Source organism: Devosia marina (genome assembly GCF_009758415.1).
Classification (GTDB): Bacteria; Pseudomonadota; Alphaproteobacteria; order Rhizobiales; family Devosiaceae; genus Devosia; species Devosia marina.
This window is the reverse complement of sequence record NZ_WQRF01000001.1, coordinates 1,562,636-1,588,720: the sequence shown is the minus strand read 5'-3', so window position 1 is coordinate 1,588,720 and position 26,085 is coordinate 1,562,636. Positions and strand designations below refer to the sequence as shown.

18 protein-coding genes and 2 pseudogenes are annotated in these 26,085 nt (G+C 56.2%); 16 read left to right on the top strand and 4 right to left on the bottom strand.

Annotated elements, in window-relative coordinates; translation table 11 throughout:
- Positions 1–303 precede the first annotated feature (303 nt).
- Genes GO014_RS07570 through GO014_RS07560 form a run of 3 tightly spaced genes read right to left on the bottom strand, consistent with a single transcriptional unit; the run spans position 304 to position 7,860 of the window.
- Positions 304–1,659 (bottom strand): MgtC/SapB family protein, encoded by a 1,356-nt coding sequence (locus GO014_RS07570; protein ID WP_210252418.1) that lies wholly within the window; start codon positions 1,657–1,659, stop codon positions 304–306.
- Positions 1,625–2,908: a hypothetical protein gene (locus GO014_RS07565; RefSeq protein ID WP_157289714.1), complete on the bottom strand. Its 1,284-nt coding sequence runs from the start codon at positions 2,906–2,908 to the stop codon at positions 1,625–1,627. Before GO014_RS07565 ends, GO014_RS07570 begins: the two co-directional genes overlap by 35 nt.
- Complete coding sequence (locus GO014_RS07560; protein ID WP_157289713.1) at positions 2,905–7,860, bottom strand: AAA domain-containing protein; 4,956 nt, start codon at positions 7,858–7,860, stop codon at positions 2,905–2,907. Before GO014_RS07560 ends, GO014_RS07565 begins: the two co-directional genes overlap by 4 nt.
- A gap of 597 nt (positions 7,861–8,457) precedes the next feature.
- On the opposite strand from GO014_RS07560, the gene GO014_RS07555 reads away from it, so the two are divergent.
- The 15 genes and pseudogenes from GO014_RS07555 to GO014_RS07490 all read left to right on the top strand — a co-directional run bounded on the left by GO014_RS07555 (position 8,458) and on the right by GO014_RS07490 (position 23,351).
- Complete coding sequence (locus GO014_RS07555) at positions 8,458–10,422, top strand: AAA family ATPase (RefSeq protein WP_157289712.1); 1,965 nt, start codon at positions 8,458–8,460, stop codon at positions 10,420–10,422.
- Positions 10,415–10,651: a hypothetical protein gene (locus GO014_RS07550; RefSeq protein ID WP_157289711.1), complete on the top strand. Its 237-nt coding sequence runs from the start codon at positions 10,415–10,417 to the stop codon at positions 10,649–10,651. Before GO014_RS07555 ends, GO014_RS07550 begins: the two co-directional genes overlap by 8 nt.
- Positions 10,652–10,946: 295 nt before the next feature.
- A complete protein-coding gene (locus GO014_RS07545) occupies positions 10,947–11,651 on the top strand; it encodes a hypothetical protein (RefSeq protein ID WP_179952935.1) in 705 nt (234 codons plus the stop codon).
- Positions 11,645–12,286 (top strand): hypothetical protein, encoded by a 642-nt coding sequence (locus GO014_RS07540; protein ID WP_157289709.1) that lies wholly within the window; start codon positions 11,645–11,647, stop codon positions 12,284–12,286. Before GO014_RS07545 ends, GO014_RS07540 begins: the two co-directional genes overlap by 7 nt.
- 52 nt (positions 12,287–12,338) lie before the next feature.
- A pseudogene (locus GO014_RS19100) lies at positions 12,339–12,491 on the top strand (transposase); the annotation flags it as partial.
- Positions 12,458–13,528, top strand: coding sequence for an IS3 family transposase (locus GO014_RS07535; protein ID WP_246204516.1), 1,071 nt, complete (start codon positions 12,458–12,460; stop codon positions 13,526–13,528). The pseudogene GO014_RS19100 and the gene GO014_RS07535, both read left to right, overlap by 34 nt.
- Before the next feature lie 51 nt (positions 13,529–13,579).
- Positions 13,580–15,280: a DDE-type integrase/transposase/recombinase gene (locus tag GO014_RS07530; protein WP_157289707.1), complete on the top strand. Its 1,701-nt coding sequence runs from the start codon at positions 13,580–13,582 to the stop codon at positions 15,278–15,280.
- Entirely contained in the window at positions 15,277–16,314 is a 1,038-nt protein-coding gene (locus GO014_RS07525) for an AAA family ATPase (RefSeq protein ID WP_157289706.1), read from the top strand. The genes GO014_RS07530 and GO014_RS07525 overlap by 4 nt, the downstream gene beginning before the upstream one ends.
- 2 nt (positions 16,315–16,316) lie before the next feature.
- Complete coding sequence (locus tag GO014_RS07520; RefSeq protein WP_157289705.1) at positions 16,317–18,263, top strand: hypothetical protein; 1,947 nt, start codon at positions 16,317–16,319, stop codon at positions 18,261–18,263.
- A gap of 175 nt (positions 18,264–18,438) precedes the next feature.
- Positions 18,439–19,335 (top strand): AAA family ATPase, encoded by an 897-nt coding sequence (locus GO014_RS07515; protein ID WP_157289704.1) that lies wholly within the window; start codon positions 18,439–18,441, stop codon positions 19,333–19,335.
- Positions 19,332–19,799, top strand: coding sequence for a hypothetical protein (locus GO014_RS07510; RefSeq protein WP_157289703.1), 468 nt, complete (start codon positions 19,332–19,334; stop codon positions 19,797–19,799). The genes GO014_RS07515 and GO014_RS07510 overlap by 4 nt, the downstream gene beginning before the upstream one ends.
- Positions 19,796–20,299, top strand: coding sequence for an HORMA domain containing protein (locus GO014_RS07505; RefSeq protein WP_157289702.1), 504 nt, complete (start codon positions 19,796–19,798; stop codon positions 20,297–20,299). The genes GO014_RS07510 and GO014_RS07505 overlap by 4 nt, the downstream gene beginning before the upstream one ends.
- Complete coding sequence (locus tag GO014_RS07500; protein WP_157289701.1) at positions 20,299–21,195, top strand: CBASS oligonucleotide cyclase; 897 nt, start codon at positions 20,299–20,301, stop codon at positions 21,193–21,195. The genes GO014_RS07505 and GO014_RS07500 overlap by 1 nt, the downstream gene beginning before the upstream one ends.
- 11 nt (positions 21,196–21,206) lie before the next feature.
- Positions 21,207–21,932, top strand: a complete 726-nt coding sequence (locus tag GO014_RS07495) for a DUF6602 domain-containing protein (RefSeq protein ID WP_157289700.1) — start codon at positions 21,207–21,209, stop codon at positions 21,930–21,932.
- A 39-nt stretch (positions 21,933–21,971) separates the two neighbouring features.
- Positions 21,972–23,351, top strand: coding sequence for a hypothetical protein (locus GO014_RS07490; protein WP_157289699.1), 1,380 nt, complete (start codon positions 21,972–21,974; stop codon positions 23,349–23,351).
- A 250-nt stretch (positions 23,352–23,601) separates the two neighbouring features.
- Here the strand turns inward: GO014_RS07490 and GO014_RS07485 are convergent, their stop codons facing one another.
- The gene (locus GO014_RS07485) at positions 23,602–25,494 is read right to left on the bottom strand and encodes a DUF262 domain-containing protein (protein ID WP_179952934.1); all 1,893 of its coding nucleotides are present in this window, start codon (positions 25,492–25,494) and stop codon (positions 23,602–23,604) included.
- Positions 25,495–25,913: 419 nt separating this feature from the next.
- Between GO014_RS07485 and GO014_RS19630 the strand changes: the two are divergent.
- Positions 25,914–26,027 (top strand): annotated as a pseudogene (locus GO014_RS19630) (hypothetical protein); the annotation flags it as partial.
- Positions 26,028–26,085 lie beyond the last annotated feature (58 nt).

Below are 26,085 nucleotides of genomic sequence, written 5' to 3'. Positions count from 1 at the left end.
GTCCGGAATCTACATCAAGGTCAGCAAAAAACACCCTATTGAGGACGCCGGTAGCCACCAAAGGAGGGGAGTCGGCTGGAATCGGCGTTCCCGGTTTTTACCAAAGTGGCGGAGGGGACGGGCCTGAAAGACAACCTTCTCCGCAAAAAACAGAACGGCATACTGCTTCGCTTGGGGTCAATCAAAGACCAACAGCTCGGCTATCTCAGAGCCTCAGAGCCGACATCTTCGCCGCGAAGTTGTTTTTGGACCATCCCATTCCTGATGTGTAGCGATTTACGCGTTTGCGCCGCGGCATGAGGCTCAGGGCGCGACCATTATGCTGATGGCTGCTGCAAACCACCACCCCGCCCAGACAGCAGCGGCCGTCAGCATCAGGCCGCCGGCAACAGACCAGCCGAACGCCGCCGCTCCTCCCCGCAAGGCCAGGACGATCCGTACCCCGGCATTCACGCTGATCGCTGCTGCCAGCGGCACGACCGCCTCGGATGCGGGCAGCTGTCCGGCCACAACCAGCGAGGCCAACGCAACCGCAGCGGATCCCGTGCTCACCAGCCCAGCGAGTGCCGCCGACACCAAGATGGCCTCGCTTCCGAAATACTCGTTCAGGACAGCGGAGACGACAATGACTGTTGCCACCATAGCCGCAAAGCTCACGGCGCCCCGGACGCTGAATATCCGACTGGGAAGTTCGAGCCCATCGGGCTCTGCTCCGCCGCCGCGCGATCCGATGCGTGCAAGCACGGTCCCGTAGAGCAATGCCACTAGCGAAGGGATGATCAGGATCGGGGCTGCAAGTGTGAACATCGAAGGGCTGAGAAACAGCAGTACGATACCGGTCTGCGCGAGCGACGAAACTGAGGAGAACGTAACACCCGCAGCGGCGGGATAGGCCTCGAGCGGCCGATCCTGCACCTTCTTCAACATAGCCACCACGGTGGCGGTGCTCGACACGAACCCGGAGAGGAAACCGCTTAATGGCAGACCCAGCCGTGAACCGAAGACCCGTGTGCAGATGTGGCCGACAGCGCCGATCGCCATGACAAGAATGACGATCACGAACAGTTTCTGTGGATTGATCGCCCCGCCCGGATCCAATGCTTCGTTGGGCAGGATCGGCAGGATCAGGAGCGCCGAGACGCCGAGGATGAGACCGTCGCGGATCTCGAAATCGTTTAGCACCGAGCGGCTGAAGTCGCGCAGCACCGTGCGCGCAGCCAAGAGCGCCGCAACCAGGACGCCCGATGCCGCCGCAAGGAACGTGTGCTCGATTGACAGCGCACCCAGCACGACCACGATCAACAGGGCAAGGCTGGTGGTCAGGCCCGCTTGGCGATCCGGTTGGGACAGGTGCGTCGCCATGCGAAGGCCGCCGATGACGGCGACGGCGACGGCGAGCATTGGCCATCCACCGGCAATCTGACTCAGCGCGCCGGTCAGTGAGGCGAGCGCAAAGGTGCGCACGCCTGCCGGGACAAGCCCCCCGGTCACGCCTGCATTCCGCTCGCGCTCGATCCCGATCAGAAGTCCGATGCCCAAGGCCTCGAGCAGCAATAATGCCTCTGATGTCTCCAAGTTTACTCCCCCATCCGTTGCCGTGTGCGACAAAACCACTATTCGTACGCTAAACTGTAGCGCGACAATCTGGAAGAGAAGCAAGCAATATCTCCAAGGTAGAAGAAAATGCTGGGGCCTCGCTGTTAGCTATTTGTCCAAATGCCTTCCTCAGATGAGCATCGGCCCACCCGGAAACCAGTCCCACCGAGATTGCAGATTTTTCATCAGCTTGCCGATCCATCCGAGAGACCATGTTCCTGACCAGCTCAGGCAGGGCCTTTGTCGCTCCCCAACACTTTACCCTGGGGACAAGCCAAACCAACGTTGATGGGGTAGCGTAATTCCGCAGTCCGTAACCATATGCCTCGGTTAGCTTGCGGACGTTGTCTCGCGTTAAAAGAGAACCAACGAATGGAATCGTCTGTCTGTTGGAGCGTACTTCGCCAACCCGATTGAACGTTTCACGATAGTATTTATCGACGGCCAACCCATCCTTCCGAGTGAATTCCTTCATGAATTCTGGGGCTATCGAGACCAAGGCTTCATAGGCGTCGGCATCTTCGCTACGCTGGCTGACCGAAAGCTCATCAACGAACGCAGCCACGGCATCCAGTATTTCGGCCCGATCCTCCTGCTCGACTTCACTGCGCCATTCGCTCAAATCCGCCTCCCCCGCCCAGGGGCGCAATCCGGTGGACCGGATGGTGAACTTCACAAGTCCCGAAAACCGGTCGCCTGGTGTGACGTTGTCAATTGAGTAGAGAGAGCGCTTGTCCGCCGCTCCTTTTTCCTTGCGGTTGGCGATCTCTGGATAGGCTTTCCTGAACGCAGGTTTTAGATTGGCCGCGGCCGCGCTGGCACGTTCTGGATGCAGTAAGGGAAGTTCAGGCAGCATCCTCGAAAACTCATCGAGTCCACGGGGCTGTTCGTATGCCAATGAGATTAGATCAAAACCGACGTTTTCTGTTCGAGATTCAACGTCGAAGATGCTCGGCTCGTCGGACTTCTCCAAAAACAAAGACATGCCTGAAATGGTCATCCATAGGCGACCTTCCCTGCGGTCCACGTATCCGAGGCCGACAACTTCAGCCAGGACATAGGACATGTCCCTCAGCGCAAAGCCGAAGAAGGCAGCGGCTTCGTTTTCATCTATCCCATCGACGGATTTCACAAGTCGCAACAAGAATTCCGCGGTAAGTGAAACTCGTCCCAGGACGGCAACCTTGTGATCGACGTCGAAACGGCGACAAGGCAGAAGAACCTCATAGCTCGCCAGTTCGAGTTCCTTGTCTTCTTCGGGTCTTACTAATCCGGCGATGGACAATATTGGCCTAGAGCGTGCCGCGATCATTCTTGAAGTTCCATTTCTTGCTTTTCGCTCTGGCCGTCGACGCGTTCACCCAGCAGTGCCGAGGAAGATAGGACTTTGGCTTCGCCGGCTCTGTATTGGGCTTCAACGGCTTCGGATAATCGATGCATTGGCGTTCCAGTTTCCCAGCGCGACTTCGCACCCACAATGATCAACCGGTCCATGGCACGGCTAACTGCAACGTTGATTCTGTTTGGCCTTTTCAAGAACCCAGCTCGAATCGTAGCGACGCCTCCCTCGGCGGGACCGGAGGTGTTATTGCGGACCAGAGAAAGGATCACGATTGGGTTCTCCTTGCCTTGGTAACTGTCGACCGTGTCAATTTTGATCGTGCGCCGAAAAGCTTCTGGCAAGTTAGCCGCTTGAATTTTCCTACGAATGAGATCGCGTTGAGCCGCATACATGCAAATAACGCCAATCACATGAGAGTGCTTGGTTTGGCCTGCGATCCAGTCGGCGAACTCCGAGGTGGCCGCCCATTGCTTTATTAGAGCGACGATACTGTCAGCCTCTCGCGGATTTACGCGGCTGGTACCCGCGCCTTCCAACTTCTCCTCACCGCCAGCTCCCAGGCCATCTGTAGTGATCCAAGTCAGCGGAAGATCCAGACCTTCTGGCAAAATTTTTGGATCGATTTCAGGCTGTGAACGTCCTGCCTGAAGCTCGCCATTGTAGAAGGCGTCAGAGACCACCTTCCCGATTGGAGGAAGCATGCGGTACTGCGTCTTCAGTCTGGCTCCGACAAGTTTGCCGTAGCCATTTTCAAAGAGACGCTCGAAGTCACTCTGAATGACGGCCAATTCCGTGGTTCCAAGCTCGGCCGCAACCTTTGAAGCGACGGTTGCAGGATGCTGAGGCTCAAGTTGGGCATGATCTCCCACCAGAACAACCCAACGTCCTGACTGCATCGGGACAGCAAGTTCACTTGCGGTGCAGCGAGCCGCCTCATCAATAATAACAAGATCAAATGGCGTATTCGTCAGACCTAGGGATGTGCGACCGAGCCCGACACATGTGCCAGCAACAATCTGTCGAGTTCCGGCCAAAAACGCTTCAAAACCGCGCTGTTGCGTTGAAACGCTACCGACGAAGTCCTTGGCCAGCCGGAACACGGATCTCATTCTGCCCATCCGCTCTGGTGCTGGTCGTTCCCCGGCAGGCATTTTGTGCACAACAAGGTCAAGCACCTGTTCCAGCACTTCCAGAGGATCGTCAGCGACAAAATTTAGCGGGTCAGCGCCGGATATTTTGGCTCCCATGGCCTCTAAAGACTCCGTCAAGCCATTTAGGCGATTCAAGTCTGGATCGGCCTGTTCCCTGAGCCGCAATATCATTTCGGCAACTGGTCGCATGTTGCGTTCGATATCGACCATTGCCTCAACGACTGGCGACGGCACACCTAGGGAACGTCCAGCGATCCTCATTCTCTCTCGAAATTCCGCCCCAAAGCGGTCTTTGTACAGTTGCTCCAGGCGGTCGGTGAAAAAGGGCATCAGCCTTTCGGAGACCACGCCTTCATTACCCACCCGAAGGATGCTGGGCTGCTCGTCCTGGTTGGCGAACAGTCGCAATACTGCCTCCGCCGCATTATTCACGGCTTCATGGGACTGACTGGCCAAAAGGATGTTTTTCGCAAGCCCGCGGGTCAACGCGAAGTGAGCAAGCGCAGCAATAAAGAGTGTTTTGCCGGTGCCTGGAGGACCCTGCAGGGCCCCTAGTGGGCGAACGGATATTAACTTCTTGAATGCCTCACGCTGATCGCTATTCAAGCCATAGCGGGCAAGGTCCTCGTCGCTCACCTGCACATCAAGCCGAGATGGAACTGCTTTAGTTTGAGGCTCGAATAACGACGGCAGGGATTTAATGCGAGCTTGCCCAGCGAGCGTCCTGCTAATTGCAGATTCCCGTCGTTTCAAGCTTTGCACTGAGAAGTGGCTTATGAACCTCAGACGTTGCTCTTCGCTGACCAAACTTGACGGTGAAGATGAAGTCCAACCGGCACCGTCAATGAGTATGCGGTCTGGCTTCGATCGCGAAATGTCGAGCTCGCCTATGCGATGCCAAGCTCCCTTCCGATCCAGCCTTTCGACCCCGACGCGATCATTCTTATTGAAGTCAAAAGTTCCGCTGGTCAGTTCAAATGGCACTATGTGACGATCCAGATCGCGGTTGTATCCGCTATCGGCTGCTGCCACACCGTCCGTGGTGAGCTCGCCCTCGGCTGCGATCAGTGATTGCCACAAGCGCGGAATGTCTATGCTCTGCAAAACGCGCGTCGGTGGCACACTTGCGGATTCACTGAACTGGTCAAATGCACTGTCGTCGAATGCGGGTTCGGGTTGCGACTCGGGGATCTCGTCAGTGGAACCAGCGTCGACACCTTCGACGTTTTTGCTGACCCAGTTGGAGAGGAATGACTGGTCGGAGAGAAGAAAATCAAGGCACTCAGAATTGAGCGCCATTGAGCCCACCATTTCGATTTCGGCTTCGAAATTCATGAACTCGAACCTGGTCAGGCGGCCGATTTTCTTTTGGTCAATCGTCCTGAGATTTGCCCGAAGCAGGCGCAGTTTATCATCTATGAAAACCTCCAGCTCCTCACAGGCTCCACGGATAATTACGCTTGATCTCTCAATGCTTCCCTTGCGAACGTAGTATCTTCCCTCGTCGGAGAGCAGCGGTCTGTCTGCGAGGCCTGGGAAGCTCAACTTGATCGACCGAACTGCTGGTCCCTGGCTTTCGGGCGACAGGGCGTTTTGTAGAGCCTCTATCAAGGGTAGAAGTGTACCGTTCTCTGGCGCCGTCTCGCGACAGTTAGTAATCGACCTCGATATGGCAGCTGCCACAAGCGCATCCAAGTCGGCTGCGGCCATCACTTCATCTACGATCCGCGTTACCGCAAAGCGGTCCCTTTCGAGGCGACCTCCTGTGTTTGGTGAATAAGCTGTATTTGCAGGTTCGCCGTCGTCGCTGGCCTGGAAGTCAAGAGTGTCGATCAAGATCGGGCTGCCATCGTCTGTCACGATGATATTCTGTGGTTTCAGGTCTCCATGCGTCAGCCCCAGGTCATGCAGTGACGTCACTGTATTGGCAAGGGCAAGGCAAAATTCGATGCAGCGTGTGGTTTCACCTTGGAAGCGGCTCGAAACCAAATCCTCCGACAACACCGTGCCTTCGACCCATTTCTGGACAATTGCCATGGCATCGTCGAGCCAATAGGCATGCAGGATTTCAGCGCAGCCACTTATTGGAGATAGGGCCATATCTTGTGCCTTCGACAGAAAGTCCAAGATGCGTGGCCCTTCACGCGTCTGATCCCCCCAAGCAGCCCGTTTCCACAATTTGACCAATAGGGAATTGCCATCGGCGTCTATGCTTTTCCAGATGTCGACGCGGTCGCTCTCTTTCAGAATTTCAACTTCGGGATAGGCTTGAAAGAACTGTCGTTGGGAGCGGAAAGTCTCCCTAAATCGTTCCAATCCGCGAATGACCTCACCGGCGTTGGGCCGGTCTGCGGTGGCAGCATTAAACGCCTCTAGTGCGGCCTGTGCGTCCGGAAATCGGTCCTGCGGGTCAAAAGAGAGTCCCACGTCCAGCCAGTGGTGCAACGCTTCGTACTTGGCGTCTGTGTCTATAGAGGGTGACCATTCAAATGGCATGCTGTCGTCACCCGCGGACGCAGGCTGTACACCAAATAATAGCCAATGGACGGCGGCCGCGAGGAGGAACACATCCCGACGCTTCGGTATATTTTCTCCGCCCAACACGTCTTCAGGGAGAGTAGCACTCGCAAGGAACTGGTATCTGCTCTCTCCCAAGGATTCTACCTGGGGGAACTTTGCGGCCATCAGGTGAGAGAGCTTTACCGTCGAAGGTGACTCTAACCAGATGCTATGACCACCAAGGTCGAGGTGGGCCGCATCGACTGCATGCAAAGCAGCAACACGGGCCACCAACTGCCTCGCAAGCTCAAGCCGCCTGTCTCGTTCAAGATGTGAATTTTCAGAAGTGACGAATTCAGACAGACGTCGAAGTCGCTGACGTCTGTCAAAAATCTCCCAGTATGCAACGCCACGTTCGGGATCTTCTGCACGCGGGTGAAGAATAGCGTTTTCGCAAGCCTCGCCCCGGTCCTTCAAATACTCGACAACGTTTCGCTCACGTCCAGCAATTTCTTGCCGTGCTTCATCGTTTTGGAAACGCGTATCCGCCTTCGTGAAGTCCCAGATACGCAAGGTACCCAGTGTTTGCGCAGCGTTCTCATCTACGGCATCGTACTCGCTATATATCTTTTGCGGGTGCTGGAATGTCGCCTCGTCGGAATTGGCTACGAAGCTATTGTAGCGGCGCCTCCCAGGTACCAGAGGCCCAGTTCGCGCATTGAAAAATTTGCTCAACTGATCCTTCCAGACCCTCTCGGTCAGCAATCCCTGTGAGGAAATTGCTACTTTTCCAAAAGTCGCCAAGCGAGAACCGGTATTGCTAACCAGCGCCGAGAAATCCTCAACGTTGAATACCGATCCTTTTTCAGTTTCTGAGATGCCCGTGAGGTCTGCTTTGCCGGTGACTACAACCAAGCCTACAACCCGAGGAACTATCTCCCCCTTCATGTGCCGTTTGAGATGTTCGGTCAGAAGCTGCCAAACCGCCTTAGCGTTGGCATGAATTTTTGAAACAGGGGACAGACCGGTGTCTCTGCCGTTGTGCAGCCAATTCCCGCCCTCGCTCTCAATTCGGCCATGCCAGTCCTTGAGGTCGATAAGGAATATGCGGTCTTCAGCAACCAGCACCAGATCTATTTCGCGGGAACGACCCCTGCCAGTGGCGATGTCGAGGTTGGTGAAGCCGTACCAGTCGTTAGGAAGTTTTCGCAGTCGTTCGATACCAACGACTTCCCGAATATGTACGCCTCGCCCACAGGTTGTAATTTGCATGCTTTATCGCCCCGTAATTGTAATTACGCTCGTCCGAAAATAGATGCATTGCAATACCCTGGCGGTGGATTGGCATGGAAATGCTGTTCCTAAACTGCCGCTCTCTAGAAAATTAGAGGCATTGCGCAGTCTGAAGATGTTGTGCCACCAACCGTATAATGGCGCGGCTTGACAGGCCTTCCCTAGTTCACTATTTGTTCACTTATGTATGAGGAAAAAACGATATCCCAACGCGAGAACCTATGGGCGGCGCCGACCGGCAGCCGCACGGATCGCGTTGTCCTCCAGCGCTCCGAACCGCAGGTTTAACCGCGGTTCTTGGGAGGACCCCATCGGGTATTCTCCCATGTCGTTTTCCAACATCGACGTTTTCGGCGAAGCTGATCCGGAAGCGCGAATGCGTCTCCTGTCCGCTCGTCCTGCCGTGCGCCTGGTCCAGGGTCGAATAGACCACCGACTATGGGTCAACGCGCCCACTCTCTGAGAACACACATGCACATTTTCAATTTCGGGCGACCTGAATGGCGCCCAAGGAACCGGCCAGGTCTGGTGGGCGCGTAGGCGCTCGGCCAGCTCCTGCCGGAGAACGAGGCAGCAATGGCCGACAATGACGAAGAACTCGACGACATGTCGATGGAAGAGCTGAACGCGCTGGAGGAAGCGATTATCCAGCGGGACGACGACCGTCGCTCAGCAACGCACACCATCCCCGAACTGATGGTGCAGAAGGGGTTGAGCCCTGCCCAAGCCAAGGTGCTCCGTCGCGATTACCGCATCTGCGTAGTGATCCAGGCGCCATCATCAGACTGGGTCGCGCCGCTGGCGCGTGCCTGCCGGCGGATGGGTGAATGGCGCTATATCCATAGCGTCAACGAAGCCCCGCGCCGGACGATCAGCCAGGACACCATCACGGATCAACTGACGACCTACCTGTCTGACGGTCATCGGATCCTGGCGATCTCGCACAATCTTGACTATCTGCCAACCAGCATCGTGGCGTCGGCCGACATCGTGCTCAAGCTCGGTCCTCCCGACGATCATATCGTGCGCGAGGCCATCAAAGCAGCAACCCGCCGTACGCCGCGCGACATGCCTGATGGGATTGCACAGGGACTGAACTACGGCGAGATCTGCGGGGCCATCCGCACCGGCAGTTCGGCAAAGCGGTGCGTTGAGCGCCTGGTTGCTGCGCGCAATGCAGTGTCTAAGCCCGCCTCCGGCTTGTCCGACGTACCGGCCCTTGAGAACTTGCACGGTTATGGCAAGGCCATGGACTGGGCTCAGGCACTGATCACTGATCTCGATGCCTGGCGGGCCGGCAAGCTGGATTTTTCCGCGATCGAGCGCACGGTCGTGTTGGCTTCAGAACCAGGGTTGGGCAAGACAACCTTCGCCCGGAGTTTGGCTAAGTCCGCTGGCGTGCCGTTCTTTCCCACATCGGTGAGCCAATGGTTCTCCAACAGCCCCGGCTATCTCGACAGCATCATCAAGCAGATCGATGAGCTCTTTGCCACTGCGGCAGCGGTAGCGCCGGCGTGCATTTTCCTCGATGAAATTGAGAGTTTGCCAAGCAGATCCAGCAATGATCGACATTCGTCTTGGTGGACGCCAGTGGTCGGTCACATGCTGCTCAAGCTGGATAGCGCCGCTTCCGGCGTCAGTTCCAAGTTGATCATCATCGGCGCCACCAATCATCCCGAAAAGCTGGATGCCGCTCTGGTGCGCCCGGGTCGGCTGTCGAAGATCATTCGCATCGAGACACCGGACGCCAAGGCACTGGCTGGCATTGTTCGCCAGCATCTGGGTCCGGACCTGCCGAACGCCGACCTGACCATGTTGGCAAAAATGGCCGTCGGCGCCAGCGGAGCTGATGTGCATGACTGGGTGAAGGCTGCCCGTCGCGTCGCGCGCCAAGCCCATCGTCCGATCGCACTCGCCGATGTGATGGATCAGGTACTGCCGCCAGAAAGCCGGCCGCCGGAGTTTGTGCGCCGCGTTGCGGTGCATGAAGCGGGCCACGCCGTCGTTAGCCACATCCTCAAGCCTGGCTCCGTCAACGCGATTCATACGGTTGGGCGGAACGCCAGTGAGGGCGGTCGCACCTCGACTAGTTGGGACGCCGGCGGCCTGTGGCTGCGCGCTGAGATCGAGAACGCCGCCACGGTCTTTCTCGCGGGCCGGTGCAGCGAACAGGTCTTGCTCGGCTCCGCAAGCGGCGGATCTGGCGGGGGAGTCTACAGCGATCTTGCCCGTGCCAGCCACATGCTCGCAATGGTCCATGGCTCTCTGGGACTGGGTGAAGACCTGCTGCACCGTGCCACTTCTGAAACAATCGGCGCAGTCCTTTCACTCGACGTCCGGTTGGCCAAAGCCGTTGAAGCGGATCTGCAGCGGCTCAACAAAAAGGCGATGGGCATCGTCCAGGACAGCTTTGTCATGATCAACGCTGTCGCCGATGCCCTGGTTGAGCACCGTCACCTGACGGGTGAGCAGTTCGCTGCCATCTGCGACCAGGTCCGCGGCCGAGCTACCAAGAAGTTGATGGGAGGCAATCATGGATGAATTGTTGATCCGAGTCCTGACTCGCCTGCTGCGCGTCCATGACGAGCTGGGTGAAGAGAGCTTCGAGGAAGCGGCTCACCGCGCACTCGTCGCCATTGCCTTGGCGGTTCAGTTCGAGGCCGATCGGAAAGCCGGAACGCTGAAGCCGACGACCGTGGAGGGCGGGGTTGTCGCATTCCCGCTGTCAACCAGCCGACGGAAGACAAAGGTTCCTGACCAGTCGTCATAGGATTGGGACTGCCTCGCGAGTTCACCGCTCGTTAGGCAGTCCTTCTCAGCCTTTTACAAGATTTGATGCCGTATCAATCCCTTGGGGGAAATGGAGGAGACCAGTCATTGTGGTCTTCGTCCATCTCATCGCCGCAGAAAGACGGTGCAACATGGCACAGACACATCAACTGGCAACCAGACGGCACATCCATCTTGAGGATGGTGGCGCCATTGCAGAGATTTTCACCCGCGGGTCGGACCCATACCGCAAGATCGTCAACGGACGGCAGCGCAAACCTGTCGGCCGGCCAGTCATGATCAAGGCCGGAATGCGAGCGGTGGAATGGGAGTCCATCAAGGCCGAAAAGCCGATGTATGAGCTCTGTGAAGTCGCCACGCCTGTGCATTCAATGTTTGCGCAACCGCATCTGCTTCGAATGAAGATCGTCGGGAAATATGAGCGACTCGACTTCATCCCCGATCTCAGGTTGTCAGTCGATACCGGCTTTGCGGTTCAAGTCGCCAAGGGGGCATTTGTAGAAGCGGTGCGGAACTGGACTCCGGTTCGGCAAGGCACGTTGTCGACCCTGATCGTCGAGGTGAAGGACGACGCCGATCCACGCATTGAGGATCCCGACTATCAGAACAAGCTGCGCCTCGCTGAGCAGGTATACCGAAACGTCGGGTGGTTTTTCACGACTGTTGTGCGGTCGACGCACATCTCTCATCCCAAGACCGATCCCGCCATCGCAGCCCTGTTCTTGAAGCGGAAGACCACTCTTTCGCCTGGTGATCTTTCCGCCGTGCGTGAAGCGTTCGGCTCGCAGGAAAAATTGCCATGGAAAGAAGTCGTGGCCGCCTTGGGTGGTGGTCCAACCGGCGTCCGTAAGGCCTCTGCCATGCATGTGCGCCGGCTGATCAGCGTCACTGTAACTGAGCCGCTGACTGATCGCTCAACCGTCGTCCGGGTCCAGGATGGCCGACCGCTGTTCGAGCTGCCGGGGAACTACCCATGGTAAACGATAGCGATGTCGCCGAGGGCCAGGTTTACGAACTGCGATTGCCTGAACACGAAGGGCCAGTTCTGGCGGAGTACCGTGAGTGCATTGATGAGCGCGGTGCGGAGCCGGCCTTTGTGTTTCGCCAAAAGGTCGTCAATGCCCCGATTGTCCTCGAGAAGTCCGTTTTTGACCAGATGCGCGGTGACGGCCAGGCCATTCGCTTGGGTAAAACCAATATTGTTCGGCGTGCGGGTGATATTGACCCGCTGGCTTTGCTCTCGATCGATGATCCGAACATTAACGTTCGCGAGCGTGATCGGCGGGTGAAGGCGCGAGCGCGCCTTCAGGACGCACGGACCCTCCGGTTCTATTGTCTGGAGTATGACAAAGCCGGCGATGTTGGTTACGGCACGGTCGGCGTGCGCAGGTTCATTAGCGAAATTTATCCAGAAGCCCAATCCGCCGGATTTGATTGGAAGCCCTCTCCGGGCGCTTTGTTGCGGGCGGTAAAAGGCTGCGGCACCCCTCACGAACGCCATCTGGGTTATTTCTACGACAATCGTGGCAAGCATGACCGTGCCGAACGCTGGCCAGAAGAAGTCCTTCGGCTCGCGAGTGCTGTCATTGCCTGGTACTGGGTGACCTGCCACTGAGTTTTTCCTCCAGTTGAGATTAGAGTCCGGCCCTCATTTGAAGGACGGACTGATGAAGCGAAAGCGGTTTACGGAAGAGCAGATCATCGCGGTTTTGCGCGAGCATGAGGCGGGTGCGAAGGCGGGCGATCTGGCCCGCAAGCACGGGGTCTCGGAGGCGACGCTGTATAACTGGAAGGCGAAGTATGGCGGCATGGACGTGTCGGACGCCAAACGCCTGAAGGCCCTGGAAGACGAGAACACGAAGCTGAAGAAGCTGCTCGCCGACCAGATGCTCGAAGCCTCGGCGCTCCGCGAGCTTCTGTCAAAAAAATGGTAGGGCCCGCCGCCAAGCGCGAAGCCGTCGCGCATCTGCAGACCATCATGGGCCTGTCGGAGCGTCGGGCCTGTTCCTTCGTCGAGGCCGATCGCAAGATGATCCGCTACCAGTCCCGGCGTCCGCCCGAGACGGAGTTGCGCGGCCGGCTGCGCGACCTCGCCAACGAGCGCCGGCGGTTCGGCTATCGGCGTCTGTTCATCCTGCTGAGGCGCGAGGGGGAGACTTCAGGGATCAACCGCATCTATCGTCTTTACCGCGAGGAAAGACTGGCGGTGCGCAAGCGCCGCTCACGACGGCGAGCGGTGGGAACGCGGGCGCCGATCCTGGTCGAAGCTCGGCCGAACGCGCGCTGGTCGCTGGATTTTGTGCATGACCAGTTTGCCTGCGGGCGACGCTTCCGGGTCCTCAACATCGTCGACGACGTGACGCGTGAATGCCTGGCAGCGATGCCGGACACGTCGATCTCCGGCCGCCGTGTGGCCCGGGAACTGACCGAGTTGATCGCCCGCCGCGGCAGGCCAGGCATGATCGTGTCCGACCACGGCACCGAGTTCACCTCGAACGCCATCCTCGCCTGGTCGAAGAACCACAGGATCGAATGGCACTACATCGCGCCGGGCAAGCCGATGCAGAACGGATTCTGCGAAAGCTTCAATGGCCGGATGCGCGACGAGCTTTTGAACGAGAGCCTGTTCTTCGGCCTCGATCATGCCCGCAGCGCCATCTCCGAATGGGTGGAGGATTACAACACCGCCAGGCCGCATTCCTCGCTCGGCTATCAGACCCCGGCAGCCTATGCAGGAACTATCACCGCAACCGGCTCCGACGCTCCGCTGATTGAAGGCTCCGCGCCTTCACCGGTTGCTCAACCCGCGCCCTACGGCGTAACAGAAATGGTCGAGGCTCTAATGGCAGCTGGATGAAAGTTCAGTGGCAGGTCATGGGCCAAACGATCTCGCAGGGAGATCGACGCGTTGGCACTCTTTGGCCGAGGCTACCGACTTTTGGCAGCACGGCGGGCGAAAGGCCAGCCAACCGACGACCTTGATCCATTCGGCAGGCCCCATGACCAGACTATTCGGAACTGGATCAAGGTCAGCACCAACTACTGGAACGTAGAGCAGAAATACGGAGCCAAGGAAGCGCAGCGTCGGTTCGGCGGGCGTCAACGTCAGATCACGGCGACCGAGCCGCTGGAAATGGTCATGATGGACCACACCCAGATCGACGTATGGTCCACGGTTCTGGATGAATATGGCAATCCCGTCGCGGTAGGCCGCCTTTGGCTGACCTATGCGATCGACTGCTACAGCCGCATGATCCTCGGAGCCGTGTTCACCTATGAGCGCCCGAGCTTGAATTCAGTGGTCGAATGCCTCCGGCAGGTGGTTCGTCGCAAGAAGTTTCTGATTGATGAGTATGGCCCACATAAGGGCGCTACCGATGGATATGGCAAGCCATCAACCGTGATCGTGGATAATGGCTGGGAGCTCGTCGGCACTTCGTTTCAGACTAGCTGCGAGGCGGCCAATATCGACGTCATCTGGGCGCCGGTGAAAATCCCCATGTTCAAGGCCTACGTTGAGCGCTTCTTCGGCACCCTCAATGAAAACATCTGGCATCGTCTCGACGGTGGCCTTCCCCTGACGCCGCGGGACAGGTCGTTGCTGGACATCGATCCAACCGCGGACGCAGTGCATGATCGGGAACGGATCCAGGACTTGTTCTGGCAATACGTCGTCACCCGATACCATGTCGAAGTGCATTCCGGCATTGGCTCTTCGCCGACGCTGAAATGGCGCAAGGGTTTGGTCAAGAACGGACGGCCGACAGTGGATGATCCCGTGGTCTTGGATACTATCATGGGTATTACCCAAGATTGTCTGCTCACGGCGGAAGGGGTCGCATTTCGGGGGCAGCGTTTCCATGACCCTGCAATCACGACGCAGTTGATGAGCGACCTCGCGCGCCACATCAAGGTGCGCAAGCAGCGCAAGGGCGTCACGTCAACGCGATCGATTGATGTGGTCGTCACAGCCTCTCCTGGAAATGCCGACCAACTCTACGTCTGGCATCCGGACATGCGAAAGGCCATTGCCCTCCCGAACTGGGACGTCAACTACAAGAAGGGCACGTCCTGGTATCTGCTCGACAAGATCAAGAAATTTGCCCGACGAGAAAACCTGGCATTTCACACGCCAGAAGAGCAGGCGGAAGCCAGGGTCGCCTTCCTTGCTGCTGTCGAAGGCGCGCCATTGCGAGGCAAATATGCAGAGCGGAAGCGCCTTGCGCCGTTCCTCGACACGACACCCCAGCTCGCGCCCGGCCATGAGGTCATTTTCAAGCATCTGGAACGGTCTGAGGACATTGCGCAGGACCTTGCCGCAATCCGAACGCCTGAGGACCGGGTTGTCAGCCATTCGCCACGTCGGGGAGGCAAGAAGGCAACAGCGAAGGCGGTGCGTACTCGGGCCGAAAACAGGCGGAAAAAGTCCGAGGATGGTGCGGTGATCGACGGCGTGTTGGCGCCGGAAGAATTTGCGTCACCTGTTCATCGCGTTACCTCGACCATTCCGGCAAGCACCCGGGCAGCACCGCCGCGTGAAAATCAGATTTCGGCAGCAGAGCGACTTGCTGAACTCATGAAGCAGGTTGAACAGGAATCCAAAAAGTGACCGCGACCTTATCCCTGTCCGAAATTCATGCCGTGTTCAAACAGATGCGCATTGTCCATCCCCGCGTCGACAATATTGCCCGGGTGTGTGAAGGCGCTAGAAGAGCCGCCCAGCTTGCTCCCAATGAGTCTCAGGGTTGGCTGGGGCTTTTTGCCCTCAGCCATTCCGGTAAGTCGCACGCCATCAAAATGTATCTCGAGCGGGTTGTGGTCCCGGAGCTCATCGCTTCCGGCGCCTTCCCCAAAGAGATGCCGGCTGAGGAAATTGCCCGAAAGCAATCTCGCGTCATTCACGTAACGCTTAACGAGAAGGCGACCCGGGAGAGCCTCTACGTGGACATTCTGCTTCGACTGGGGTGTTCGGTTAAGGCTAGTGCCAAGATCGGTACATTGCGTCGGCAGCTTTATCAGTTTCTCCGAGGCGAAAATGATCCAATCAACAATCCTAACAAGAAGCGACCCTGCGATCTGCTCATCATCGATGAAATTCAGCACCTCTCTCAAGGCGTGCTGAAACAGATTAAGGGCAGCAACACCAAGTCTTTTGAGGCGACGGGAACGGATGTCACTGACGCTCTGAAATTCATGATGATCGAAGGCATGGTGCCTCTCATGTTTGTTGGTGTGCCAGAATCCAGGGTTCATCTGTCTGTCGACCCACAACTGCGCAATCGCCACATTGAGGCGATTGACTTCTCGCCATTGCGCTGGAGTTCGGACTCAGATGCTGAAATGTTCACGAACTACGTTGGCAAAATTGGCATTATGATCAATAGGCACGGCCTCCTGCCTAAGGTGTGCGACCTGCTCGACCACGACATCCCTCATAGACTTTGGGCATCCTCCGGCGGGCTTATGGGGCTTGCCAGCCGAATTGCCGAAATGGCTGTTTACCACGCGCTGCGGGTGGGCAAGGACCGAATTGGTTTCGAGGAACTGGCGCTTGCGGTGGACACACGCGCCATCCCGGATGGGTATTGCCTGTATAATCCCTTCCGTGAAGGGGTCATCGAATCCGGCGACGACAGGGTGTGACCATGACTCTGTTCCGTCCCATGCCACCTATCCACGATGAGTCGTTAACTGCATTGGTGTCTCGAGCAGCCGCCACCAACGGATATGACCATGCAAAGGACATCCTCTACTTCGCAAACCTGAGTATGAAGAGGGTCGAAAACCTGTCCTTTTCCGACCCACAGATTGCAAAGCAGCTCGCCTGGCTTCTGGGTGTTCCCGTGCATTCTATTGAGGATCGATTCTACAGGAAGCTGAGGCGCGGTACCGTTGACTTTTTTGGCACGCCGGTAAGGGAGGTCTTTATTGAGCGCAGCATCCGGCGCGTCTCTCCGGTCGCATTAAAACAGCTCCCGTATGGCAGGGCGATTTGGCACATCCGAACTTTTGGTTTTGATCCTGATACCCTCGATCCGCTGCTTGACACATGTCCCGAATGCCAAAGCCAGTTGGGTTTTTCCCGAACTCAAGGGATGGATTACTGCGACTACTGTATTGCGGAAACGCCGATGGGCTTTCCGGCTCCCTCAGTCGATCTGCGAAAATTAGAGCAACGTCCTTATGAGACAGATGATCGGACTGCCCTCGATTTTGTCACTGGCCTTCTTGATCCTCGAGTTTCTGGTTCCGAAGTCTCGGTTGTGCCAGATGCCGTGGGGACCAGGAACCGTGGTGAGTTGTTTGAATTGGCGCAAGCGATCGCAGCGGCTTTGAAAATTAATGCGGAAGGCAACTATTCGCAGGGCTATTTTGCGCGATCCGAAATTGGTGCCATTGAACCACAGTTCCTTTCACAAGCCGGCCGCGCGATTTTGAACTACCCCGAAGGCTTTTCAGAAATTTGTCTGACGGCGGCAACGGGAGCAACAAATCGAACAGGAGAGTGGGGGCTTTCAAAGGCATTTGGGGCAATTTCTTTGTTGGCCCAAGACGGCTATTTGCCCAAAATTGTTCGGAAGAATGTTTCTCTGTTGATGCGAGAGACGTTGGCTGGCTGCGCTGAGAATGCCGGTGTTGTCGGGAAAGGCAGCTTTCGACCAGATAAATACTGGCCCCTGCTTGAGCTCAAGCGAGCCTTCTTGGTTAGCCATCCCGTTGTTGCTAAGCTTGCAAAACACCCGAAGTCAAAACGCGTGTTCGCTGGGACTTCCGCAAAGGCGCCGATTCTACTTCACCGGTCTCAGAGCCAAATGACAATGATCCAGTATAAAGACCAGGTGCCTGCAATGGCGGTCGCGTGGTCACTGGGTGCACCGCCTCACGCCGTCTCGGACCTGGTTCGTCGTAGGTTGAATTTTGTTTACACCGGTGCCAGCACGCATATCACCACCGCTGACACCTACATGTCTGGTCGGTCAATGCGTCTCTTGGAAGAGCGGTTGGTTGGCGGCCGAAAGCCGATCAAGCCAGACCCGGCATTCTGCACATTTGCCCAGGCCATGCTGTTGTTTCCGGCCGGTCGGCGACCTTGGGTGCCTCTGATCGAGCGTTTGCTTGATAGTCGAATTGAGTATGTGCTTCACAAGCGCCCGGGCCAGGGGATCTTAAGAGCAATTTCGGTCAAGGGCGTCGAGCTTGTCCGCGACCTGCTGATTGAGGAGCAAGCCCATTTTCCGGCTTCGGAGTTCGACAGACTTTCGGCAGGCAGCGTCAATTTGATGCTTGGCATCTCCGCATATGGAGTGCTGCAGGCGCTGGTGGCAGCCAAGGAACTCGTTCCCGATGGCGATGCAAAATTTGCAAATGACAACGTCATTTCATTCGCGTCCATGTACATTTTCGCCAATGAAATCGCTGCTCGGGGAAGGAGACCAACCAGCTTGGTGAGGTCCTGGATGGAGGCGCATGAAGTTCACCCGGCCTTTGATTTTCCGACCAAGGGTGGACTTATCTACTTACGAGACAACGTTGAGCCCTTGCTGGAGCTCGGCTCCCCTTACGCTGCAAGCAAGATCCCGGCGGTTATTTGATAAGCACCTACTTAGACTGCAAAATTTCTTTTCACCAGGCCTTGACCTTGCGAAGGTGGCATCCCATCTCACTGGCGGACTTGGTTAATTTAGTGTGAAGATTCATCAAAAGAAGCGGTAACGCTCGAAGATGAAGGTAGCGCCTCCGAGTCTCACAGGATTTGGAGGTATTGTTATGCGTGACTTTGAGACTGCAAAAGGCATTCAGCGCGCCCGCGGTCTACCCGATCGTGGCCTCGAGGATCTGTGGGAATCCATCATCCTCGATAAAGTTGTGAAAGATCGCCTCGTAGCTCAAGCTATGCTGAATTTCACGCTGCGCCCGGCCGTTGATCGCAGTGTCCTCCCGCTCCACGGCGTTATCCTCTTGGTTGGGCCGCCAGGTACGGGCAAGACTTCACTGGCCAAGGGGCTTGCTAACCGCGCTGCCCAGTCCTTCCGTGGCCAGGAATTCAAGCTACTTGAAGTAGATCCTCATGCTTTGACAAGCTCGGCAATGGGAAAAACTCAGAAGGCCGTGTCCGAGCTGTTCTCTCAGTCCATCGCAGAAGTTGCCGCTTCAGGCCCAACTATCGTTCTTTTAGACGAGGTGGAAACGCTTGCTGCCGATCGCTCCAAGATGAGCCTTGAGGCAAATCCAATCGATATCCATCGCGCAACGGACGCTGTCCTGGTGCAGTTGGATGCCTTGGCCGAGACCCACAAGAATCTGCTTTTTATCGCCACCAGCAATTTTCCAGATGCGGTCGATGCTGCGTTTACCTCCCGCTGCGACCTGGTGATGACCATTCCCCTCCCAGATCGAGAAGCTTGCGGCCAGATCCTGCGAAGCTGTCTTGAAGGCTTGGGTGCGACTTATAAGCCAATCGCTCGTTTGGCCAGCTCCGGCACTCTTGATCGAGTCGCATCGGAATGCGTCGGACTCGATGGGCGCTCTATTCGCAAGATGGTTGTTAATGCGCTGGCCAGTTCGCCTGAAACGGCGATGAATCCTGAGAAGCTATCAATCGATCAACTAGTCGCTGCGGCGAAAGCTGCGAAGAAGAACCGGGCAACGGGGGCATCGAAATGAGCACCGTCGCCAGTCGCACTTTCCGCAGCTCACCTCATCGCAATGCCGTTGACACCTGGGTATCGATCGTCGACCTGCTGACCAAGGGTAAGAGTGGGAGTGATCGCGACAAGCTACTTGCGGTCAAAGGGATTGCCGCAAGCGTAATTGCAGATCAGGCACCAAAGGATGCAGCAATTGTTGTGACCTGTGATGGGCCACGTACCCGTATTTACTGCACATACGATGATGACGCGATCGACGGCACTGGCGAAAACGAGGCGTCGCTCGGCTTCGATCCGCTAGAGGGAAAATGGCATGTTTCACTGCCATGCCCACAATCTGATCTGTCTTGGGTGCAGTCGGCGCTGAAGCAGCACGGCGACCAAATCACCGCCCGCGACTTAAATGAGACCGTAGCCGAAACCAAAAGTGACAAAAGCTCTGCTTTGGTCTTCGATCCGAAAGGATTCTTGGGATCATGAGCGCCGTTACGGTCAATACCTACACGCACTCGGTCACTTATGTGGCCGACAACATTCTCAAGAGCATCAAAGATATCATCGTAAAGAGCGGCCTCGATCCCGCCGGCTTCTTTGGTGACTGGGATGTCCTAACTCGGGGCCTGCAGACCTGGTTGAATTCCCAACACCTTGAAAGAGTGGTGCTGGAGATCTTCAATCCGACGACGAACGCTCTGATCCACAGGTGGGATATCGATATCGTTTACAATTGGTCTGGTGGAGGCGATGGCAGCTTCTGGACGGACACCGATGCCCTGAACTACGCGATCAAGAAAAACGGCATCCCACCAAGCACAGCCAAGTACCGAATAATTACAACTCAGAAGACAGGGTATCCCGCAGTGGCGGGGTGGAGCGACACTACATACCGTTCGACAGAAGGCATGGTCCGTCAAAGCCTCGGTGGAACCGTCGACCACAATGGGTTGGGTGGGTCAACGTCATACTGGAGGAAAGCCTGATGCTTACCGTCGACGAAGCCTTCAGGAAGTTTAAAAGCCGTCTTGAATTGAATGACAAGGAGCAGAAGAACGCTTCCGCTCGTCAGCAAGAGGTCCGCGATTACCTGGACACCAAGTTCAAGATCGACCGTAGTTTTCTGACTGGCTCGTATGCCCGTTGGACCAAATCCAAGCCTCTGAAGGACGTTGATATCTTCTTTGTGTTGAAGGCGTCGGAAAACCACTATGTTTCGAAGGCGCCCTCGGTCATCCTTAAAGATTTCCACGACGCGCTGGTGGAAAAGTATGGTGACAACGCAAAGAAGCAAAATCGGTCCATCAACGTCGATTTCGGTGTGAAGGCAGATGCCGAGGACAACACTGACTATCGGGTCATCAGCGTCGATGTTGTTCCAGCCTTCGACAAGGGAAGCGATTATGAGATCCCAGACAATGACCTTGGAAAGTGGATCGGAACAAATCCGCAGACCCATGCGGAAAAAGCCGTAGCAGCCCACCAGGCCTATTCCAACGAGTGGAAGGGGTTGGTCCGCATGGCCAAGTACTGGAACAACAACCCCAAGCACGGCGAGAAACCTATCAAGCCATCCTTCCTCATCGAGGTTATGGCTATGCAGTGTCTGTACGGTGGGTGGGGAGGGTCATTCGACCGCGAAATGCAGGGTTTCTTCGCCACCCTTGCCGACCGAATCTTCGATGAGTGGCCGGATCCGGCGGGGCTTGGCCCGGCAATAAGCAACGGCATGGATTTGGCGCGCAAACAACGCGCTCAAACACTACTTCGCGCAGCAGAACGTGAGGCTACCCTGGCGATAAATCATGTTCGCCAAGGGCGAAATAAGGACGCACTGCGGGCATGGCGCGAATTGTTCGGGCCTAAGTTTCCTCTTTCATAACGGGTGATAAAATGGCCGAATGGTCACTTCCAACGCTATTATCTAGTCTTCACGAAGACATTCAATATCGGCTGCGCCTTGTTCGCGAAAGTATTCACCACCCGGGCTCCAAGGGTGATGCGAGCGAGGGCGTATGGATCAGCTTGCTCCAGAAATACCTTCCTCAGCGCTACCAAGCCGACAAGGCTTTTGTGGTGGATAGCAAGGGCATTTTCAGCCAGCAGATGGATGTGGTGGTTTTCGACCGCCAGTACTCACCTTTCGTTTTCAATCACGAAGGTCAGATCATCGTTCCGGCAGAAAGCGTCTACGCAGTTTTCGAAGCCAAGCAGTCTGCTGACAAACAAATGGTCGAGTATGCTCAAGAGAAGGTGGCGAGCGTACGTCGTTTGCATCGAACCAGCCTTCCGATCCCTCATGCTGGCGGGGTGTACCCACCCAAGCAGCTGATCCCGATTATGGGAGGCCTTTTGACTTTTGAAAGCGATTGGTCCCCAGCGTTTGGCGAGGCATTCAACTCATCCTTATGCTCCGATCTGGGCGACGGGCAGCTCGACATTGGCTGTGTTGCCTCTCATGGTCATTTCTATTTTGACCGTGACGCCGACCAGTACGTGTTCGAAAGTGAGACCAAAGCCGCTACGGCCTTTTTGTTCAAGCTTATTTCCCGGCTGCAGTTTAGTGGGACTGTGCCCATGATTGACGTCGATGCCTACGGTGAGTGGCTGACGAAATAGACCGAAGGCACTGGCTCGCGGCGTTCCCCCGGAAGAACAATGACTATCCCTCCTCTCACACCGAAGGAATTCTTGGCGACGGCCAATCGCCTTCATCCAGTTATTCTGCTTCAAAAGTTCGGTCCGGTATCTATCGATGACGCGACCGTCGACGCACTTTGGCAAAAATCGGTTGTGTGCTGGGATTTGAGCCAGCGTGCGGAAAATCTGGAATATATACTAGAGCTGCTACACAACGCGTTTCAAATGGATCCAGACCGATTCCTGGTCGAACTATTCGTACCGTGGACTGGGATTTCCAAACGCCTTGCAGACCAGATGATCCGCATCTCCGATGAATTCGCGAGGTTGAAGGATTTCGAAGCCTATTCCATCGAAGACACAGCACACATAGCAACCAAAATTTATCGCCCACTCGTTGCTGACATATTTGACCCAATGTTGACGTTGCTTTCGGGTTGCTATGACTTCTTGGAAGGAGAGTTCGTTAACATTGAAATTTCAAACCTCAGCAAGTCTGAGCGTAGCAAATCCGACATTGTTCTAGCTCGAGTTCGGAAACGGGGCGGACCTCTTAACCTTCTGGATGGCTACCATCCAATGGTAAGAAACGCTCTATCCCATCCTGGCAGTGATGGGGTTATCTATGAAGGCAGCGCGATACTCTTCAGAAACATCAAGCGCCAAATTCCCCCAGATATAACGACCGTACGCTGGTCACATGAAGAGTTGCACCATCGGGTCCTGCAGATCTTTGACCTAATCAATGCCATCAGAATAGCGTCTGAAATCTTCGCTTGCAGCAAGATGGATAGGTTGCTTACGAAGCCGGCTTTCGACCAGGTCTACTTGAAGGTTTTGGATAGAGGTCAGCGCGCTTCTGTCCGTGACGTTAAAGATCCGAAGATTACGGCAATTTTGGAAAGTCCAGAGGTTCCCCTTAAGGGCAAATTCGAGCTGATTTCCTATTTGCTATTTACTCACTTCCGAACGGTGGGCCTGCCCTGCAATTCCGCGTTTCTTAATATGGAACTGAGCGTCGCTGGTTTAGAAGTGCCCATGACGGAGGCACCAGTGACCGATGAGGAGATCAGAGAGTCTGTCGTCGGATTCATACGGTATCTTCTATGCATGGAAGATGTTGGACGGGCGAACTTCTCGCACTACCGTATCAGAGGTGTTGTTGGCACCGTAGAAACGTTTCAGGTTCAGCTGCCAGCTGCAGCACTTTCAGATCATCGGGATGAGAAAGCAGGCTTGATCGACTTGCTGAGCGAGGCTTGGGTATGGGTAGAGGGCGTCGGTCAGATAGGAATTGAGTGTGATCTATCCGCCGTGCAGCTGCTCGAAGACAAAATGCAGATGCCGAGATTCCCAAGGCGAGGCAGGGTTCTTCGGGATTATGATCCACTGCTATAACCATCGACTCGCGATTTTTGTTCTCAACCGCAAAATAGATTCGAACCTTCTGTAACAGTCGAATCTGGATTTTTGCTCGAAGTCAGGCTTTCTGCGGGTACCATCGATTCTCGATTTTCAGTTCCCGACACGGTTGTCGGATAAAATTGAGTCGGAGTCGATTTGTACGAATCGAGAATCGCCGGCCGCTTCATCCGACAGCGCTCCGCATCTATAACTTGTTGATCTCGTTTGCTGAACTGCTTCCCGCCTAAGGGGCAGGCCAGACGGTAGCGGCGCGCTTCGCGAGATCGGTGGAGCGGTCGGTGATGGATGTATGGGTCCAGGCATCTCCGGACGTCACCTCGAGGTTCAAGGCGAGAAGACTCTTCAGTAGCCACGGCTTCTTGTCGACAAAGCCCGAGTTCGAAGCCGCTGTATTTCCCGGAACAGTGATCAGGGTGAGATTTCCGAGTGTGTGAACAAGCCCATCACGAGCCCGGATATCTTCGAGCATTTTTTGGTCGGCGCCGGTGACCTTGTCGCCCGGAGCCAACCGCCCGTCGGGCAGAGGCCAGCGGGTCGCCCATGTCTGCGGCATAACATGTTCTACCGACATGTTGTCGGGCCTGGGGGTATCAACGCTGAACTTGGTTCGCGTTGCCATCTCCAGATCCCACAAGACATCCGCCAAGCGATCCTTGCGGTTGAACATGGTGTAGACTGCCTTCGTCCGTACCGCCTCCTCCAACTCAGTATCGGTAGGGAAGCGTACTGCGTTCCCGGTCTGGTTGGCGAAGGCGCCTTTGAAGGTCTCTAGCGACACCCCGTGAGACAGCATCTCCGCGGTAAGGCGAGCGAAGGTCTTGTTGAGGTTCTTGGGGGTTAGGCCACACAGGGCCCGCCGTACCAGATAGCTGTACACCAAGCGGTAGAGTGCCTTCTTCTCCTGGTCAGGTGCCGAAGAATTTGCGATGCGGAAGATCAAAGGATAGGCAGTGGAAACCTCCCAGATTGCCAACTTTCGCCCGATCCAGGTGAGGTCAGCGTCCGCACCGCCGGCCTCCAAGGTTTCGTAAATGGACGCGAACTCAACCAGTGCGTCCAGCTCTGCCTCAACGGTCTGGAAGCGCGGCTTGCCTCCAGGGCGCGTGAACGCTCGATACTCGGAGTACAACTCACGTAGCGACGTCTCCTGCCCGGTTTGGGCGGTTAGAGCGTGGCTGAGAAAGTGGTCGATCCTTGGGCGCTTCGGTTTCGCGCGAGGCGAGTCAGCCTTCCAGAAGGTCGAGTTCTTATCGAAGGGCCGCCACTTCTTGTCGAACAGTTCCTCGACCTGCTCGCCCTGAGCGGCAGCGCGATGGAATATGTTGTTGCGAACCAAATCCATTGCCAGCAATGGCTCTGCCTTGCTGTTAAGCGTTTCAAAGATGACTTGAGCGTCGTCATCCTCTGACAGTGTGATGACCACCAGCTTTAGGTGATGCAGCATGGCCTTCAGCAGGGCGTGGAGGCGCAGTCCTTGCGCTCCAGCATCTTCATCCGTCCCGCCGTTCCCATCCTGCTCCTCGTCCACGAGCCCAAGCCGGGCATAGCGCTCGATCTGCTCGATGAAATACCAAAAGGCTCGAACAGCGACGGGGGCAGAGCCACGGATCAGCTTGCCGTTCTGGAAGAAAAGCTTGGGATGCTGTTTCCGCACCCCTGCCAGACCGGAATCGATGATGAGGTGGAACACCGCGCGGTCTTCGGCCGTAGGCACTAGCCGGTGCTTCTTGGGCGAAGTGTCGCCCTCCATCTTGGGCATATAGAGATAGGGAAGTACCAGATTTCCCACATCTGGCACGTTGAGCCGATTTCCGACTTCGCGGAGGGCCGCAAGAAAGATCTGGAAGGTGGTAAGCCGCTGCTGACCGTCAATCACCTGTACCAACGGAGTGGCACCGATGGTGAAGCCGTCACTGCCAGGCGCCAGGATCAGTGCGCCCATGTAGTGATTGAACTTCGGCTTGCCTTCTGTGGTCTCCTCGGCTTTTGCAACGACGTCCTCCCAGAACGCCTTCAGCCGCTCCTCACCCCACGCATACTGCCGTTGGAAGATGGGCACCACGAGCTGGCGCTGGTCACCAAGAACAACAATTACGGGATGGTCCTTGGTATCCATACGTGCGCCCTCACAAACAGTAGGTAAAGTAGAAGATTCTTTTGAAGCATCAAGCTGCCTTAACATCCCCCAAGATCGGAAAGGTATCCGCTGCTTTTGGCATCGTGCTGGCACCAACCTCTACAAAATCGCTGTTGACTCGACTTTCCAGGTTCTCTATCTGTTCTCGCCATGAGCAAGCTGGTGACTATACCAAAACGTGAGAACCTACGGGCGGCGCCGATCGGTAGCCGCACGGATCGCGTTGTCCTCCAGCGTTCCGAACTGCATCTCTAGCTGCAGGTTCTGGGAGGACCTCACCGGGTATCCTCCCATGTTCATTCGAACCATCATCGACGGCGAAGCTGACCCAGAGACGCAAAAGCTAAGCTAGCCTAACTTCGTGTCCACCGAACCGGCAGCAGCTCACCCGTGAATACGGCCTACCATGCGTTCGTGGCCTGCCTGGCGTGACAGGAATCATAAAGGATGGCGACCTGCTCGAAGTCGACGGTACGAACGGTATCGTCAAGATGCTCGAGAATGTGTCCTAGACCGATAAGGGTGTCGCCAGTTCTGGCGGCGGCCAGCTTATTGTGGGAGAGGATTGAG